The organism is Arthrobacter sp. 1088 (genome assembly GCF_031455315.1).
Taxonomy (GTDB): domain Bacteria; phylum Actinomycetota; class Actinomycetes; order Actinomycetales; family Micrococcaceae; genus Arthrobacter.
Map to the genome: position 1 here is coordinate 241,654 of NZ_JAVDSM010000004.1, position 16,536 is coordinate 258,189.

General features: G+C 61.0%; 12 protein-coding genes and 3 tRNA genes. 9 read left to right on the forward strand and 6 right to left on the reverse strand.

Annotated features, from left to right (window positions below):
* The 4 genes from J2Y41_RS07870 (at position 1) to J2Y41_RS07885 (ending at position 3,628) form a co-directional block, all read left to right on the forward strand.
* Positions 1-1,317 carry a deoxyguanosinetriphosphate triphosphohydrolase gene (locus J2Y41_RS07870; protein WP_224092138.1) on the forward strand — a complete coding sequence of 439 codons (1,317 nt, stop codon included), beginning with the start codon at positions 1-3 and terminating at the stop codon, positions 1,315-1,317.
* Positions 1,318-1,385: 68 nt separating this feature from the next.
* A complete protein-coding gene (dnaG, locus tag J2Y41_RS07875) occupies positions 1,386-3,281 on the forward strand; it encodes a DNA primase (protein WP_309927783.1) in 1,896 nt (631 codons plus the stop codon).
* 86 nt (positions 3,282-3,367) lie between these two features.
* Positions 3,368-3,440 (forward strand) — tRNA-Asn (locus tag J2Y41_RS07880).
* 115 nt (positions 3,441-3,555) lie between these two features.
* Positions 3,556-3,628, forward strand: a tRNA-Asn gene (locus J2Y41_RS07885).
* A gap of 46 nt (positions 3,629-3,674) precedes the next feature.
* Here J2Y41_RS07885 and J2Y41_RS07890 read toward each other — a convergent pair.
* From J2Y41_RS07890 to J2Y41_RS07910, 5 genes are all read right to left on the reverse strand, one after another.
* On the reverse strand, positions 3,675-4,082 hold the full coding sequence (locus J2Y41_RS07890; protein WP_224166936.1) for a hypothetical protein: 408 nt from the start codon (positions 4,080-4,082) through the stop codon (positions 3,675-3,677).
* A gap of 42 nt (positions 4,083-4,124) precedes the next feature.
* Positions 4,125-5,408 (reverse strand): alpha/beta hydrolase-fold protein, encoded by a 1,284-nt coding sequence (locus tag J2Y41_RS07895; protein ID WP_309927785.1) that lies wholly within the window; start codon positions 5,406-5,408, stop codon positions 4,125-4,127.
* Positions 5,409-5,433: 25 nt separating this feature from the next.
* Positions 5,434-7,932 carry a DUF2156 domain-containing protein gene (locus J2Y41_RS07900; RefSeq protein ID WP_309927787.1) on the reverse strand — a complete coding sequence of 833 codons (2,499 nt, stop codon included), beginning with the start codon at positions 7,930-7,932 and terminating at the stop codon, positions 5,434-5,436.
* A gap of 110 nt (positions 7,933-8,042) precedes the next feature.
* Positions 8,043-8,222, reverse strand: a complete 180-nt coding sequence (locus J2Y41_RS07905) for a glycine zipper domain-containing protein (RefSeq protein ID WP_216925346.1) — start codon at positions 8,220-8,222, stop codon at positions 8,043-8,045.
* Positions 8,223-8,278: 56 nt separating this feature from the next.
* Positions 8,279-9,508: a multidrug effflux MFS transporter gene (locus J2Y41_RS07910; protein WP_224093918.1), complete on the reverse strand. Its 1,230-nt coding sequence runs from the start codon at positions 9,506-9,508 to the stop codon at positions 8,279-8,281.
* A 176-nt stretch (positions 9,509-9,684) separates the two neighbouring features.
* Between J2Y41_RS07910 and J2Y41_RS07915 the strand changes: the two genes are divergently transcribed.
* The 5 genes from J2Y41_RS07915 (at position 9,685) to J2Y41_RS07935 (ending at position 13,574) form a co-directional block, all read left to right on the forward strand.
* Positions 9,685-10,533: a phage holin family protein gene (locus J2Y41_RS07915; RefSeq protein ID WP_224092165.1), complete on the forward strand. Its 849-nt coding sequence runs from the start codon at positions 9,685-9,687 to the stop codon at positions 10,531-10,533.
* A gap of 49 nt (positions 10,534-10,582) precedes the next feature.
* Positions 10,583-11,206, forward strand: a complete 624-nt coding sequence (locus tag J2Y41_RS07920) for a CDP-alcohol phosphatidyltransferase family protein (RefSeq protein ID WP_224166941.1) — start codon at positions 10,583-10,585, stop codon at positions 11,204-11,206.
* The gene (locus tag J2Y41_RS07925; RefSeq protein ID WP_224092167.1) at positions 11,206-12,111 is read left to right on the forward strand and encodes a DMT family transporter; all 906 of its coding nucleotides are present in this window, start codon (positions 11,206-11,208) and stop codon (positions 12,109-12,111) included. The genes J2Y41_RS07920 and J2Y41_RS07925 overlap by 1 nt, the downstream gene beginning before the upstream one ends.
* A 111-nt stretch (positions 12,112-12,222) precedes the next feature.
* Positions 12,223-13,419 (forward strand): glycosyltransferase, encoded by a 1,197-nt coding sequence (locus J2Y41_RS07930; RefSeq protein ID WP_309927799.1) that lies wholly within the window; start codon positions 12,223-12,225, stop codon positions 13,417-13,419.
* Between the two features lie 81 nt (positions 13,420-13,500).
* A tRNA-Ile gene (locus J2Y41_RS07935) sits at positions 13,501-13,574 on the forward strand.
* Between the two features lie 65 nt (positions 13,575-13,639).
* On the opposite strand, the gene J2Y41_RS07940 is transcribed toward J2Y41_RS07935, so the two are convergent.
* A complete protein-coding gene (locus J2Y41_RS07940) occupies positions 13,640-16,408 on the reverse strand; it encodes an AAA domain-containing protein (protein WP_309927800.1) in 2,769 nt (922 codons plus the stop codon).
* Positions 16,409-16,536 lie beyond the last annotated feature (128 nt).

The following is a 16,536-nucleotide window of genomic DNA, read 5'->3' on the forward strand; positions in this document are numbered from 1 at the left end:
ATGGGAACCGAAGCGATGCTTGGCCGCACCGGAACGCCGCACGACTACGTGCAGGCAATTCCGGGCTACACCGAAGCGGATTCTGCGCGGTGGGTGGAAGAGCCGCGAAAAACCAACTACCGTTCCGATTTTGAACGTGACCGGGCACGGGTCCTGCATTCCTCGGCCCTGCGGCGGCTCGGCGCGAAAACGCAGGTTGTTGCTCCGGACACGGACGATTTCGTTCGCACCAGGCTGACGCACAGCCTGGAGGTTGCCCAGGTAGGCCGCGAACTTGGCCGTTCATTGGGCTGCGACCCGGACGTTGTGGATACCGCATGCCTGAGCCATGACCTTGGCCATCCACCCTTCGGCCACAATGGTGAGTCAGCACTGAACGAAGTCGCACATACTATTGGCGGCTTCGAAGGCAACGCGCAGACGCTGAGGTTGTTGACGCGCCTGGAACCGAAAGTCCTTGCCGAGGACGGCAGGCCCGCCGGGCTCAACCTGACCCGCGCCAGCCTGGATGCTGCGTCCAAGTACCCGTGGTCCGCCGTCGACGCCCCCGTCATCCATGGCCACCGCACCAGCAAGTTTGGCGCGTATGAGGACGATCTTCCCGTGTTCGAATGGCTGCGTGAGGGCGCTCCGGGTAACCGCTCCTGCATTGAGGCCCAGGTGATGGACCTCGCGGACGATATTTCCTACTCGGTCCACGACGTCGAGGACGCAATCGTCGCAGGCCACTTCCAACTGAAGTGGATGGAGAATCCGGACCACCGTGCCCGCGTTGTGGGCTACACCAAGCAGTGGTACCTCCCACACAACGATCCTGCTGACATCGATGCTGCCCTTGCCCGGCTGGAAGCCACCAAAGTGTGGGTCCGTGAGGCTGACGGGAGCCGGAAATCCATGGCCGCGCTGAAGGACATGACCAGCCAGCTCATCGGCCGGTTCTGCCAAAGCGCCATGGAAACCACCAGGGACCATTTCGGCCCTGCCAACCTGACCCGCTATGGCGCCGAGCTGATGGTCCCGGAGGACACCGTGACCGAAATCGCGGTCCTGAAGGGCCTGGCTACTACATTCGTCATTTCCACGGACCACCGCCAGCCCGTCTACGAACGCCAGCGTGAAGTCCTGCACGCTCTGGTGGGCGTTCTGAATGCCACGGGCGACCGCCACCTCGAGCCGATGTTCGCTGCTGACTGGCGGGACGCTGCCGATGACGGGGCCCGGCTGAGGGTGGTGATTGACCAGGTGGCGTCTTTGACGGATGGTTCCGCGCTGGCCATGTACGAGCGCCTGGTGGGGAGCCTGCCGTCGCTCTGGTAGCACTATCAGCCTGTTGCTCCGCCAGCCTTCAGCCAGGGCCGTCAAGGCGGAGCGGCTAGGATGGTCACGTGGCTGGCTTGATCAAACGTGAAGATATCGACGAAGTACGCCAGCGCACAGATATCAAGGAAGTCGTTGACGGTTACGTCACCCTGAAGAGTGCTGGCTTGGGCAGCTTCAAGGGCCTGTGCCCCTTCCACGATGAACGCTCACCATCCTTCACTGTGCGCCCCCAAGTGGGCAGATATCACTGCTTCGGTTGCGGCGAAGACGGGGATGCCATCTCCTTCGTCCAGAAAATGGACCACAGCTCCTTCCACGAGGCAGTGGAAAAGCTGGCCGCCAGAATTGGCTACGAACTTCGGTACGAGGACGGTGGCAGTGGTCCAAGCCGCGAAGAAGTGGGCAAGCGCCAGCGTCTCCTTGATGCCCATAAGATCGCCGATGAGTTCTTCCGTGCCCAACTGCTGACCCCCGGAGCGGCCGAGGGCCGCAACTTCCTCGCTGGCAGGGGCTTTGACCGTGCGGCAGCAGAGCACTTCGGCGTGGGCTATGCGCCACAGGGCTGGGACTCGCTCCTTAAGCACCTGCGTGGCCGTGGGTTTACCGATGCTGAACTCAAACTTACGGGCATGTTTTCGGAAGGAAACCGGGGCATCTATGATCGCTTCCGTGGCAGGCTCATTTGGCCCATCCGGGACATCGCCGGCGACACCATCGGGTTCGGCGCCCGGAAGCTCTACGAAGACGATCAGGGTCCAAAGTACCTGAACACGCCTGAAACCACTCTCTACAAAAAGTCCCAGGTCCTCTACGGGATCGACATCGCCAAACGGAACATCGCCAAGGACCGGCAGCTGGTGGTGGTTGAGGGGTACACCGACGTCATGGCCTGCCACCTTGCAGGAGTCACGACGGCGGTCGCCACCTGTGGCACCGCGTTCGGCACCGAACACATCAAGATCGCCCGGCGCCTGCTTTCGGACGACGGCACCGGGGGAGAGGTTGTCTTTACCTTCGACGGAGACGCCGCCGGCCAGAAGGCGGCCCTCCGCGCCTTCGAGGAAGACCAACGGTTCGTCGCGCAAACGTACGTTGCGGTGGAACCCACTGGCGCTGATCCGTGTGATCTTCGTCAACTCAAGGGCGACGCAGCAGTACGTGAACTCATCGATAGCAGGAAGCCGCTCTTCGAGTTCGCGATCCGTGCCTCGCTCCGCAGGCACAACCTGGACACGGTGGAAGGCCGGGTCGCAGCGCTGCGGGAAGCGGCGCCCGTTGTGGCACAAATCCGCGACTCCGGCATCCGCCCCGCCTACATACGCGAACTCGCTGGCTGGTTGGGGATGCCGATTGAGGAAGTCAGCCGCTACGTTGGGGCGGCAGCCAAGCGCGCGGCATCCGGTGCGAGTCCGTCCGGCGCTGCGGAACAACCCACGACGACGGCAGCATCGTCGAACGGTCAGGCGTCGAACGGTCAGGTCTTCAATCGTCCCGATCCGCGGGACCCCGTGGCAGGGATGGAGCGCCAAGCGCTGGAAGTCGTCCTCCAGGAGCCCTCAGTCCTGGGTGACGGGGCATGGGAGCGCTTTGAGGCGTCCCATTTTGCTACTCCTGCATACGCGGCGGTGCATGCAGCTGTGCGTGCCACAGGACTGGCCCACGCGGCTGATCCGGTGGCATGGGTGGAGCACATCCGGCAGGAAGTCCCGGAGCCTCTTCGGCCCTTGGTTTCGGAGTTGGCTGTAACTCCTTTGCCGGCCAGTACCCCGGAGGCCATGCAACGGTATTGCCGGGACATTTTGGCGAGGCTTTTCGAACTGCAGATCACCCGCATTAAAGCGGACAAGATGGGCCAGCTGCAGCGCCTTGACGCAGCTGCATTTCCCGAGGAATTCCAGCGGCTGAACCGCGAACTGATGGTGTTGGAAATGCAGCGTCGAGCCCTGCGTTCAGACTCCTGAGGGTCCCAGCGGAGGGCCGTCGGAAGCGGCCTGGAGGCTCGATTTCGTTTTCCGGCGGGGCCCTGTTAAGCTAGTAACCGCTTCATTCCTCCGTAGCTCAATTGGCAGAGCATTCGACTGTTAATCGAAGGGTTACTGGTTCAAGTCCAGTCGGAGGAGCGCACAATACCCCCGTTCCGGAGTTTCGGAACGGGGGTATTTTTATACCCCCAGGGGGTATCTCCGGCCGATTCGCATTCGCCTAAAACCTTTGCTAAAGTCATAACCGCTTCATTCCTCCGTAGCTCAATTGGCAGAGCATTCGACTGTTAATCGAAGGGTTACTGGTTCAAGTCCAGTCGGAGGAGCGCAAGGACCCCGCACCGGTTTCGTACTGGTGCGGGGTCCACTTTTTTACACAAAATCCATCTCCACCTGGAGGAACCGTGCGGCTTCGGCCACGGCTGCCAGGAAGGCTTCCTGTTCGGTCGGGGGTGTCCGCGGTTCGCGCGGATGCCACTCGTGGGGAGCGGAGTACACGCGGGTGAACCCACCGCCCGGGGGCGCATAGAAGATTCCAAAGCGCTGGACCGGCCACTCAGGTGAGGTCTCGGGGGCAACCAGCAACGCGGCGTCGGCTTCCGGGTTGTACCACTGGGCGATGGGCCGGCGCCGGTCATCCGTGAAAAGGCCTGCGGCATAGAGGGCAGCGGACTGGGGACTGGTCACGGAGCACAGCCGGTCCCACCACAGCGGCAGGATGCGTTCATCCCGACGCTGCCAAGGTGCCGGAAGCGGCTGCAGCTCTTGCCAATGTGGCACATCTCAACTTTATCGCCGGGGACGGGCCGGCAACAGGGCTGCCTATGGGGACAAGCCGAGTCTCGGATACAGCACCTCAAAGCCCTTTGTCAGGCCGGCGTTCAATGCGATGCCTACATGCCCGCCGTTTGGCACCTCGTAATAGGTCACCGTCATTCCGGAAGCTTTTGCAGCTGCCGAGACAGCCTTCGCAGCTGCAACATAGGTCACATCATCCGAGCCGACGGTGAAAACGGCAGTGGTGTCTGGAAATTGCTTGCCCTTCATGATGTTGATGGGCTTCTGGGCGTCATAGGTTGCCTGGTTGCCGCCAAAGATCTCTGCCAGGTTGCCTGCAGGGTCCTCCGCGCCGGGAAACTCCTCGCCGGAGATATCCACCACATTGCCCCACATCTTCGGGTATTTGAGCGCAAAGGAGATGGCGCACTGCCCGCCGTTGGAGTATCCGGCGATGGTCCAATGATCGCGGTCCGGGAGGATGTTCAGGTTCGCCTTGGCCCAGTTCACCACGTCAACGTTGATGTACTTCTCCACGTTTCCGTACTTGGCCGTATCCAGGCATAGAGTGTCGTCCTGATCCGGTCCGATCTGGTCGGCCACGATCGCGATGGGCGCCAAGCCATTGTTCTTCGCAGCAAATTCGTCCAACGCGGCCGAAACGTACTGGGGGTCAGGCAGGCCCGGCTGGCCCATCATGAGGACAAACAAGGGCAAACGGGGTGGGTTCTCCGTCAGGGCAGCAGGCGGCAGGTAGATCCCGGCAGGGCGGGCATTGAAACCCGAGGCGGTGGGTGGAATGACCTGCGTTCCCACTTCGCCTTTTGCTGGCATGTTGGCTGGTGGTTTCCAGTTCTGCCAGAGGGGCCCGGAAGGGACAGGAGCATCCGGGTCCGGCTTGCTCAGTTGGATGGCTTCCTCAGTGGAAATCCCCAGCGCTGAGCCCAGGGTCCTGTTGAGCCCGAACTCCATGTTGACGCCCAGCGCAGTGACCAGGAGGAACACGGGAATCGATATCGCCGCCACGGCCTTCCGCCACCGGGGACTGTGGCGAAAACTAACCGCGGCCAGGCCAAGTGCAGCGAAGCCTGTGATCACCCAGAACCACACCCGGGGTGTCAGGCCCACGTGGAAGACGTCCAGGACATCCTCCACGATCCAGACCGTCAACCAACCCAGCGCTGCTGTCACCACAATGCCAACGACCGCTGTGACGACCCAGCGAGAAGCCGGCCTGAGGAACAGCAACAGGAAAAGCCCGACGCCGATAATCACCGCTATCGTCATGACCACAGGGCCGCTGATCTCGATTTCCAGGAGGCCCTTCATGACTGCCGCGTCCGTCCGGCGGCAGTCATGCGGCGGGTTCCCGGGCAACCATTTGGCGTAGCAAACCGGCGCTCTGTGCGGGGGACAACCCCGGCAAATACGCCGACCCAACGGCAAGGCCTATGGACGGCAGGGCCAGCGGATCCCGGTAATACATGTACAGAGTGCGGTGCTCGGGCTGGAACCGCGATTTGAAAGCTGCCAGGGACTTGAAGCCGTACATGGGCTCCAGTGCATTGCCCAGCATTGCCAGGACCCGGTCCAAGGCACTGTGGTCACCGTCGTCCGTCGCTGCCCCCGTGTTGGCCAGCGGGGAGCCTGACAGCGAGATGCGCGGAACGTCGTCCTTGAAGTGCGTAACAGCGGAGGCGATCAGGAATTCCATAACCCCTTTGAAACCAGTGGTTCGGCGGCGCATGAAGTCCAAGGTCCAACCCGACACCACGCCGTCGGTAAAGACCGGCAGCCAGCTTGTGACCCCATGGACCAGGCCGTCGTCGTCCACCGCGACGCAACACATGACTTCGGGATCCTTCAGTTCATCGAGTCCGCCCAACGTGAACCCCATCTCGGGGAGGGCCTTGTCCGCCACCCACTCTTCCGAGATTTCGGCAAGTTGTGCCCGGATCCCCGGAGGCATCTCCGCGTAGTGGTACCAGTGGTCCTTGATGGACAGCTTCTCCGCCCTGTTCAGCGCGGTCCGGACGTTCTGCCATTCCTTGCCTTTGAACGTCATGGCCTGGACGTTCAGCAGGGTTTCTTCCGCCACCTCCAGTTTGCGGAAGCCGCGGGGGAGGAGAGCTTCGTCAAGCTCCGCCGTGGCCGAGTAGAAGCACGGTGTGAGGCCCAGTGCTGCGCAATGTGCCAGAAAGCCTGTGGCAGCCTCGGTGTGGTGTTGGCGGGCTCCGAACGGACCCGCCACCGTCAGTGCCACCCCGTTGTGCACCTGGTAGGCGAGGCCAGCCCTCCTGTCCGGTGTGAACCAGTACTGGTTGTTGTCCCACAGGGCCATCCAGGACAAGGTGCCCCCGCCGTCATGAAGCAGTTCACGGGTGTGTCCCAGATCCGCAGCAGGGTCTTTCGCCAGCGCCCGGAACCGCTGGAAATTGTTCAGGACCATCAAAAGGATGCACAGCCAGATGACGTCCCCGCCCAGTCCGTAAAGAACTGTGCTCAGCAGTCCCTGGGGCAGTTCAACGACGAACGGAACGGGGAAGGGGACCAGGATATGGGTCAATTGGCCTGCGAGGTCCCACAGGGATGAGCGGCTGGGGTTGCCCTCCAGGAACCAGAAGACCACATAGAAGGCCGCCGCCATAGCAGCCATGATGAGGGTTGTCCTGCCCAGGACGCGATATCCGGCGTCGCTGGATTCCACCCGGAATTTGTGGCGGTTGATCACCAGCAGGACCGCGATGATCAGCGGCGCCAGGATAGCGGGCACGGCGTAGAGCAGGAGATAGCCGATGTCGTCATTGCCGAGTGTCACTTCCGGATCCGTCACGTACTGCAGGATTGCCACGCTCGTCACGAACGCCAGGTACAGCTGGATGACCAGAGTCAGCCTGTACGCAAGTCGGCGACCACGGCGCAGCCCCTCGGCACAGACAAGGAGCAACAGCACCGGGATCACTGTGAGGATGGTGGCACCGAAACTCTGCACGCCCACAACACTTTGCAGCGTGACGCAGCTCTTGTCGTTGTCGCATGCTTCGTTGACTTCGTCCACGCTGGGACTTGCCTGCAGCATCACCTCGGAAACCACAGAAAGCGGGCCGACCTCCAACGTACCCGTTAGCTGCGTCAGCAAGGGACCCAGGGCGAACACACCCACCACAGTGCCCACAAGGAACCGGGTCTCACGAAGGCTCGAGGAATGAAGGGAGCCCGCACGCCGCCGCAGCACGAGGGCTTGGACGGCCCAACCGGCCAGAATGCCGATGACAGCGCCGGCAAGGGCCTGGAGTGTTTGTGCGACGCCTACAAACAACGCGAACATGAGCGTGGCGGCCAGCAACCATGTCCGGAGGCGACGACGCCACAGCGCCTCCAGTGCCGCCGTCGAACATCCCAATGCCGCGGCGGCACCACCGTAAGCGCCCACAACGTACTCGCCACCGAGGAAACTCAGCCATTGGTCGCTGTTGTCCGTTCCAAAAGCAACCAGCCCCATCAGCACCAGGGCGCTCAGAGCGGAACCAAAGATGAATGCTGCCAGCGCCAGCCATGGCCCCATGGTGCGCTCGGCGATACCCACGCCCACCAGGATCAGAACGGTGCATGCCAGATAGTCCAGCAAGGATGAGGCAAAGAAAGATGATGTGAAGATGGACCATCCCGGTCCCGGATCCAGCGCCAAACCCAGCCCGACTTGTTCCAGGAGTGACTCATTGGGACCGGCGACAAGGCTGCCCGTAACTGCGCCGACAACCCAAAGGAACAGCACGAGTCCCAGGGTCAGGGGCAGTCGCCGTATGGCCGCCAGGCCGTAAACAGTGCCCCTGTATCCATCAGCCGCACTCATGTGATGTCCCCTTCACCGGCGAAGCAGGGGAAACCCCCGGCTGGCCACCATTCTGCCCTGCCAGGCGCCCTAAGGGGAGGGCTTATACGGGCCGATAGACCCGGTTACGGTTAGTCCCTGTTCCAGGGGCCCGGGTTCACCCGGTACAGCAGGGCCGCTCCAATGACGGCGCCAAGTATCGCCCCGAACAGTGCACTCCCGGCCAGACGGCCCAACAGCGCCCCGACGACGGCGCCAAGCACGGCCCCGAGGAAAAGGCCCCTACCGTTGCGGTGCGGTTTCTTGGTCATGGTCACTGCCTTTGGTCGGGTCAAGGTGAAATGCCGAATTAGTGGATTGAGGGGACCTAATGAATTGACGGGACCGTCCGCGGCCGGACCACCAGCCACAGTGCGGCAATGGCTCCGGTGATGCAAACAGCCTGGACCGCGCCCATGGGTACCGCTGAATCGACACCGAGCCAGCCGACAACGGGGGGAACGATGCCCGCCATCATGAATTGCGCTGCCCCCAGGAGCGACGCCGCCGTCCCCGCCTGGGCTCCATGGTTCGCCAGGGACAGGACCTGGACGCAGGGGAACAGGAAGCCTGTGGCGCAAATGTAGAACCACAGCGGAATCAGGATGCCCCACAGACCCACGTGGAGGAGATCGAGCACGATAATCAGGGCCGCCATAAGCAGCATGAATACCGTGGCTCCGGCCACGATCCACTGTGGAGCGACGCGTCGGATCAACCTCGAACTGATCTGGACGCCCGCCACGATGCCCAGTGAATTGACCCCGAACAGGAGGCCGTATTCCTGGGGAGAGAATTCATAGACGTTCTGGAACAGAAAGGTGGAGGCGGAAAGGTAAGCAAACAAACCACCGAAGTTGAGGCTGCCAACCATCAACATGCCCACGAATATCCGGTCCGTCAGCACGGTTTTGTACCGCTGCCGCACCGTGACTGTGGATTTCCCGCGCCTTTCCGCCGGGAGGGTTTCGCGAATAAAGAAGATCGCGGCCACTATCACCAACGTGCCGTAGCAGGCCAGGAAGTAGAAGATGCCGGGCCACGGGAACACCAGCAGCAATTGGGAACCGATGATGGGGGCCAGGATCGGAGCCAGCCCGTTGACCAAGGACATCCGGGAGAACATGCGGACCATCGAATAGCCGTGGAACAGGTCCCGTACCATGGCCATGGCGACAACGCCGCCGCCCGCGGCGCCGATACCCATGAGCACACGGAAAAGGGACAGGAACCCGATGTCCGTAGCCAAGGCAGCGCCCAATGACGATCCAATATGCAGGGCAGTGGCGAGGATCAAGGGCAGGCGACGGCCAAACTTGTCGCTGAAGGGACCAACCACCAACTGTCCAAGGCCAAACCCAACCGTGGTGCCGGTCAGGGTCAGTTGGATCGCCGTGGCTGATACGCCAAAACTCTCCTCCAGCGCAGGGAACGCAGGAAGGTAGAGATCCACTGTGAAGGGCCCCAGAGCGGTCAGGGCACCGAGAAGGACAATGTAGACAAGCTTTTCGCGTCGGCTCAGGGAATCGCCCGGAGCAATTGGATTGGTCACGATCATCTATCCTATGGCCGTCACATCATATTTATGCAGCTGCGTCAGGCGCGCCGCGGTGTCATCGGCGAAAGTTGAGCCGGAACCTGAATGATAGTTTTGAGGACAGGTGCCCGCGGCGATCTTTTTCCGGCCGCGTTCGCCCGACACGATGCCCAGAGGAAGCAGTTAGGCGGAACCCAATGAGTGGACGTCACACCGGCCGGACCAGCACGAGACCAGCCATCCGTACTTTGCCGAAGACCCTCAAGCTCGTTGCCCGTTTGGCTCCCAGGCAACTCAACGATGAGATCGCCCTTGCCAAGGTCGAACTCAAGCGAAAGGCCACCCAGGTTGGGGTGGCCGGCGCGTTCTTTGGCGTAGCCCTTGTCTTCATGTCGCTCCTGGTGATCGCGTTGGTGGTGGCCGCGATTCTCGGTTTGGCTACCATCATGCCGGGCTGGCTTGCGGCGTTGATCGTTGCAGCGGTCTTTCTCGTGATCGTCGCGCTCGGAGCGTTGATCGGTGTCTCCAAGTTCAAGAAGGCCATGCCTCTGATCCCTGAAGACACCATCCGTGGACTCAAGCACGATCTTGGAATTGCGAAGGAGGGCTCGGCCTTCGACGAATCGATCCTCGATCCCAATTCGCCCGCTGCCAAGGCGGAGAAGGCTGCCAAGGAAGCTGCCGCCGAAAAGGCGAAGGCAGAAAAGGCTGCAAAGGAAGCTGCCAAGGAAGCGGACGCAGCCAAGGCGCCCACGGAGGCAGAACTCCGCCTGCGCCTGAACAAACGGCGCGAACACCTTACCGGCGTGCGCGACGAGCTTGGCGAGCAGTTGGACGTCAAGAAGCAGAGCCAGGCTTTGCTGGGGGCAGCCACCGTGAAACTCCAGGAGGGAAAGGACTTTGCTTCGGCCAAGTTCGCTGACCTTGGGGAGGCCGTCCCCGAGGACCTCGCCGGGCGCCTTGCGTCCCGGTGGAAGGACCTCGTGGCTTTCGCCGCCGCTGCTGCAGTCTTCGTGGTTGCCCTGCGGAAGCTGCTGAAGAAGTAGCAGCCTGACGCGGTACCGCACACACTGGAGGAGAGGAAAGGGGGACACCATGAGGTTCATCGGTGCTGGTTCGCATCCGGACCGTCCCCAGGTGGACCACGACCTCGTCTTTACCGTTCCCAATGTGCTCACCGTACTGCGCTTCATGGGCGTCCCGCTCTTTGTGTGGTTGGTCCTGTGGCAGAAGGAATATGGCTTCGCTGTGCTCGTCCTGGTCATCATGGGCAGCACGGATTGGGTGGATGGCTACATCGCCCGTCGCTATGACCAAACCTCCAAGTTGGGCAGGATCCTGGACCCCTTGGCGGACCGGGCCGCGCTCATAGCCGTTGCCGTCACTTTGGCGATCGCCGGCGTCGTGCAGTGGTGGTATCTGGCCGCGCTGGTGGTGCCTGACGCCATTCTTGCCATTGCCTCGCTGATTTACTTCCGCAGCCATCCAGACCTTCCCGTCAGCATCATCGGCAAGATCCGCACCGGGCTGCTGCTGGTGGGCACTCCGTTGCTGGTACTTTCCAAATTGCCGATTCCCTACACTGATGCCTACTTCGCCGCGGCTTGGGTCTTCCTCGGCCTCGGCCTGCTGGGCCACTGGATTGCGGCGTACAACTACTACTGGGCCATCCTGCGCAAAGGCAAAGAACTGCGGGCCAACGACGGCGGACACGGCTGATGGTGTGGCTGGCGGTTTTCCTTGCCGTACTTGGCGCCTTTTTCCTTGCCATTGGTGCACAACGCCAGGGAAGCGCGGTAAAGGCTGATACCGGTGGGCTGGCACTGAGTTCCAACGGGTTCCTGCGGCTTCTGCGCAACCCACGATGGATGCTTGGGCTCTTGCTGTTGTGCCTTGGCATGGTGATGAATGCGATCGCCCTTGTATCGGCACCCCTGACGGTGGTGCAGCCCATTGGCGCGATCGCACTGGTCATTACCACCGTGGTCAATGCCAAGGACCAGGGCCTGAGTATCAACCGCGCCACCGTGGTTGCCATTACCGCCTGCGTCACCGGATCGGCATTGTTCGTACTCCTGGCAGTTAACGTCACGCAGGAAAACCACCATGTTAACGCTGAAGACGAACTGACAATCGTGCTGCTCCTGGCCCTGGCCGTGGGCCTTTTCGGCACTCTTGCAGTGCTGTTCAAACACCGCATGAGCGCCTTCATATACATCCTGGGAGCGGGTGTACTGTTTGGCTTCGTGGCCGTCCTGACCCGGATCATCGGCAAGCACCTCCTGGACCCCAATGGCCTGTTCCTGCTCAATGTGCAGTGGTACACCCTCATTGCCATCGCCGCCGCCGGCGGCCTTGGTTCCTGGTTCGTCCAGAGCGCGTATTCAGGTGGCCCTCCGGATCTGGTTATTGCCGGACTGACCGTGGTGGACCCCATGGTGGGCATCGCCATCGGCATCGTTATCCTTGGTGAGCTTCGTCCCGATGTTCATGCCGTGATGGCAATCAGCATGGCCGCCGCAGCTTCCCTTGCTATCGTGGGGGTTATTGCCTTGAGCCGGCACCATCCGGAAGTCACCAAGCGTAAGAAGGACGCGAAGGCGGCTGCAAGCCGGAAGGCCTAGGCAAAGTTTGATCCTTGCGCCACCGCTTCGCAGCGGTCCGGCAACCCGGCGACACCGCAGCATTGACCCGTTCAAGGCTGTTCCGCACCGTGACCATCAGGAGTTCTCCACGTGACCATTCCCGACACCAACAAACCCCTTACCATCCTGATCGCGGCGGACACCTACCCGCCGCACGTAAACGGTGCTGCGCAGTTCGGCTTCCGCCTGGCCAAGGGAATGACGGCGCGCGGACACAACGTGCACGTGTTGGCTTGCCGTCCGGACACGGGCAAGAGCTACACCGAGTTCCGTGACGAGGCAACCGTCCACCGTCTCCGCTCCCATGGGGTGTTCACCCACGAGTACTTCCGCATCTGCTTTCCTTGGGAAATCAAGAAGGAAATCAGTCTCCTGTTCGACAAAGTCCAGCCGGACGTGGTGCACATCCAAAGCCACTACATGATTGGCGAACACGTACTCTACGAGGCCGTGAAGCGTGGCATCAGGATTATTGCCACCAACCACTTCATGCCTGAAAACCTGAACCCGTTCCTTCCGTTCCCGCAGTGGTTCAAGGACATCGTGGGGCGCATCTCCTGGAAGGACATGGGCAAGGTGATGGGCCAGGCGGACGTCGTCACGACACCCACACCCCTTGCCGCCAAAGCCATGCACCAGCACGCGTTCCTCCGTAAAGTCCTGCCCCTGTCCAACGGCATTGATTCCGCAGCGTACGAGCTTCAGCCTGGCGAGACGATCGAGCCCCATGCCAACCCCACTGTCCTTTTCGCCGGACGGCTTGCGGAAGAGAAGCACGTCAATGTGCTGATCGACGCCGTTGCGAAGACCCCGCGCGAACTCAACGTCCACCTGGAGGTCGTGGGCGGCGGCGAAGTCCGCCCGGCCTTGGAAGCACAGGTGGCCAGGCTTGGCTTGGGGGATCGGGTGAAGTTCCTTGGACTGGCAAGCGATGAAGAGCTGCGCGAGGCCTACATCAAGGCCGATATTTTCTGCATGCCCGGCACTGCGGAACTTCAGTCGTTGGTGACGCTGGAAGCCATGTCCGCCTCCACGCCTGTGCTGTTGGCAAATGCCATGGCACTCCCGCACCTGGTCCGCGACGGCGAAAACGGGTACTTGTTCACGCCCAACGACAGCACGGAACTCGCAGCGAAGATCACCAAGCTGGTGGAGCTGCCTGAAGACCAACTTAAGGCCATGGGGAAGGTCAGCCGCGAGATGGTGGAGCCGCACAGCATCAACGGCACCCTTCAGACATTCGAGGACCTCTACCGCGGTGCTTCCTACGAGGACATGGTGGTGTGACAAAAGCACTCTTAAGTAGCTATTAGTATTGCTAGAGTGCATTTGCCCCAACTGTTGCTTTTTAGCGGCTTGGGGCGTCACGGGGCTATAGCTCAGCTGGTTAGAGCGCGGGACTCATAATCCTAAGGTCCTCGGTTCAAGTCCGAGTAGCCCTACCTATACACGGGAGCCGTGGCTGGCGTTTCATACGTCAGCCACGGCTCTTTTGCGCTTCGGCTGTTCAACCCACTGCCGCTGACAATTCCGAGCGAATGCGGGCTTCCTCCCCGCTTCCCGTCGTAGGCAAACGCAGGAGACGAATCCCATGCGCATGGCAGATGGCATCTTTGAGTTCATCGCGGAGGTGTTGAGCGGGATTGTCTTCGTGGAATGCGAAACCGTCAACTTCAATGGCCAGGACCGGCAGGTTGGTGACGCGGTTATAGACCACGAAGTCCAGGCTTGCCCGGTTCTGGACAAAAGAAGCCTGTTGGGATGTGAGCATCGCAGGATCGCGAAGCAAATTCTTCAGCAGGACCTGTGGGGCCACAGCTAAGTCGGAGAAGTCCTCTTCCTCGAGGACCTCCGACAAGAGAGTCCAGATAATGTTCTCCGAAGCGAATGTGGAGCCGTTTCGGAGTCGGCCGGCCAAGGGTCGTAGCAACGCTGAATACTCTCGGTACAGGAGGTCGAAGACGGACAGGACGCTGCTGTCGAAAACACCATCCTCCGGATTTCGGTAGCGAATAAACTGCACGAGGTCTCGAAGGTGCCGGCTTTTTGGCAGCATCTCATTGTTCGTTACAAGTACGAACCGCTTCACTGCCCGGGAGACGGCGACATTGACGAGGTGCGGGTCATCGACGAAGCTGACGCCTTGGTGTCCGCTGCTTGTCTCGTCCAGGACTGTGCTCATGATGATCACGTCCTTCTGCCGTCCTTGGAACTTGTGGACTGTGTCGGCGTGGATGCTACTGAGCAGGGCTTTAGCCACTTTGTCCACTTGCCGTCGATACGGGGTCACCACGCCAATCTGGTCATTGCTGATACCTGAGCAGTATCGCCTGAGGACCTCCTTGGCAATGACGTCCGCCTCACGCTGGTTGGTCCGACCCCCGCTGCTGTGCTGGCGCATGTGGTTCCCCTCCACCGTCCGGACTACCACCAACGGCTGACCGCCCGGCCCGCTGGAGGTGTACGGGACCAGCCTCCCGCCGTAGAACTTCCTGTTGCAAAAGTCGATGATCGCCGGATCGCAGCGGTAATGCTCCCGAAGCATAGTGCGGGGAAGGTCATCGCCGAACTGCTCGATGATTGAGGACAGAATGTTGTGCTTCCTGTAGTCCACGCTGGTGGACGGGGCTCGCGTGGAGTTCCTTGAAGCCTTCTCATCGGCGATGTGCTGAAGTTGCTGAAGGTCCCCGACCACGATGACGTTCCGGGCGCGGGAGAGTGCCAGTCCAGCGGCGAGCAGATCGACCTGGGAGGCCTCGTCAATGATCAGATAATCGAGGAGCTGGCCGGTGGGAACATTTCGTCGCAGGGAGTGGCACGTGCTCAGAATTACCGGATAGTCAGCGGTGAAGCCTGCAAAGTTTGACTTGTAGGTGGCCTCTGAATGGATCCGCCTGCGGGTTCGGCTGTAGCGGCGGTGGAGAGATGCTTCCAGGGTCTGTCTGGAAGCCCGCCGGTGGTCTTCCTCAAGACGCCCGTAGTCCTTGTTTGCCAGCAGCCGCTCCGCTTGATCGATACGCTGTTCAAGCTCCCGTATCTTGCTGTCGTAATAGGCTCGCTGAAGCCGCACCACGACATCGGTGTCGTGGGGATCGATTCGTCCGAGTGGTCCATATCGGAGGCGAAGTCCAAGACGCTGGAAAAGTTTACGGAGTGGCCCCGATCCGACGGGCGTGATTGCGGTCTCGGCCAGGAATTCCAGGATCCGACCGGATGGGCCACGCAGTAGCGGGACGCCTTCCAGGGCGGGCACCTCACGGGCGTCTGCCTGCAGAAGGAAATGACGCCTCTCGAGTTGGTACGCGTCCAGCTCCTGCTTCAATATGGCCAGCTGTCTTGCGGTCCCTTGCAGGGTCTGCAATTGACTGTCGAGTTCGGCCACATACTCTGACGGCGGCGCCTCGCCGGATGGCCTGCCGACCAATCGATCGACCCTGGCGTTCCTGGATTCCTGCTTGGCGAAGAATTCGGTACTTTTCTCTTTCCGGCCGAGGTCCGCCACGAGGTATCCGTAGCCTTCCTCGACGAGTTTGTCCCGGACATTTTCCACGGCGGCGTTGTTGAAGGAGACGATTCCAACCGTCTGCCCCGGAACTGTCACGATGTTGGCCACAAGGTTCAGTATCGTTTGGGTCTTTCCCGTACCGGGTGGGCCGTCGATCACCGATATTCGATGGCCGAGTCCTCTCAGGAGAGCCTCTCGTTGGCTGATGTTTGACGAGAAAGGCAGTATCGGGTGCTGTTGAACCAATTCCGGGGAAACCAGGGGCTGGCGCTGGAGCAGCACATCCAGCGCGCTTCCTTTGGGGACGCTCCTGAAGTTCTCGTACTGCCCGCGCAGCGGATCGTCTGCGCTCAGCTTCGATGCAACATCCCGCCAATAATCAAGCACGACCTGGGCTTGTATTTCTTCCTCGGATGGCCGGGAGATTGCTATCTCACTGTCACCACAAGCTTGAAAGCAGGGCCCTGGGCCGTCCATATGAAAAACGCGCCACCATGGCCCCTGAGGGGAATCGAAACGGAGGACCTCTGTGACAGCTTCGAGAACCTTGCCACGCACGATGACGGTGTCGTGGGGGCTGAGGAATATGGGTGCGGGATTTCGAAGAATAATGACGTTGTCCGCCGAGTATTTGTATGTCTTCCCGGAACTGAAGGTTACATACGTGAACGCGCCCGCGGCGCGGTACTCCACCAGTTCCGCGGTCTTGTCATCAAAGCCGTTCCGGCTACGATTGCGGACCAAAATGGCTTCGCTCCGTGGATTGATCATCTGCACTTCCCCCAAACTTGTGTGCGGCGTTGCACTAGCGACGTTACAGAAGTGTCCCGTGCGATCAGATGATTTGGAATCGGGAGAGGTGACTCCAGCGTTGCGGTAAACCGTGAAGCTGCGGTATG

What these genes read in the sequence shown, in the direction of transcription:
- J2Y41_RS07915 (WP_224092165.1), top strand. Translation starts at nt 9,685, where the DNA reads ATGAGTGGACGTCACACCGGCCGGACCAGCACGAGACCAGCCATCCGT.
- J2Y41_RS07925 (WP_224092167.1), top strand. Translation starts at nt 11,206, where the DNA reads ATGGTGTGGCTGGCGGTTTTCCTTGCCGTACTTGGCGCCTTTTTCCTT.
- J2Y41_RS07910 (WP_224093918.1), bottom strand. Translation starts at nt 9,508, where the DNA reads ATGATCGTGACCAATCCAATTGCTCCGGGCGATTCCCTGAGCCGACGC.
- J2Y41_RS07940 (WP_309927800.1), bottom strand. Translation starts at nt 16,408, where the DNA reads ATGATCAATCCACGGAGCGAAGCCATTTTGGTCCGCAATCGTAGCCGG.
- J2Y41_RS07895 (WP_309927785.1), bottom strand. Translation starts at nt 5,408, where the DNA reads ATGAAGGGCCTCCTGGAAATCGAGATCAGCGGCCCTGTGGTCATGACG.
- J2Y41_RS07900 (WP_309927787.1), bottom strand. Translation starts at nt 7,932, where the DNA reads ATGAGTGCGGCTGATGGATACAGGGGCACTGTTTACGGCCTGGCGGCC.
- J2Y41_RS07870 (WP_224092138.1), top strand. Translation starts at nt 1, where the DNA reads ATGGGAACCGAAGCGATGCTTGGCCGCACCGGAACGCCGCACGACTAC.
- J2Y41_RS07905 (WP_216925346.1), bottom strand. Translation starts at nt 8,222, where the DNA reads ATGACCAAGAAACCGCACCGCAACGGTAGGGGCCTTTTCCTCGGGGCC.
- J2Y41_RS07920 (WP_224166941.1), top strand. Translation starts at nt 10,583, where the DNA reads ATGAGGTTCATCGGTGCTGGTTCGCATCCGGACCGTCCCCAGGTGGAC.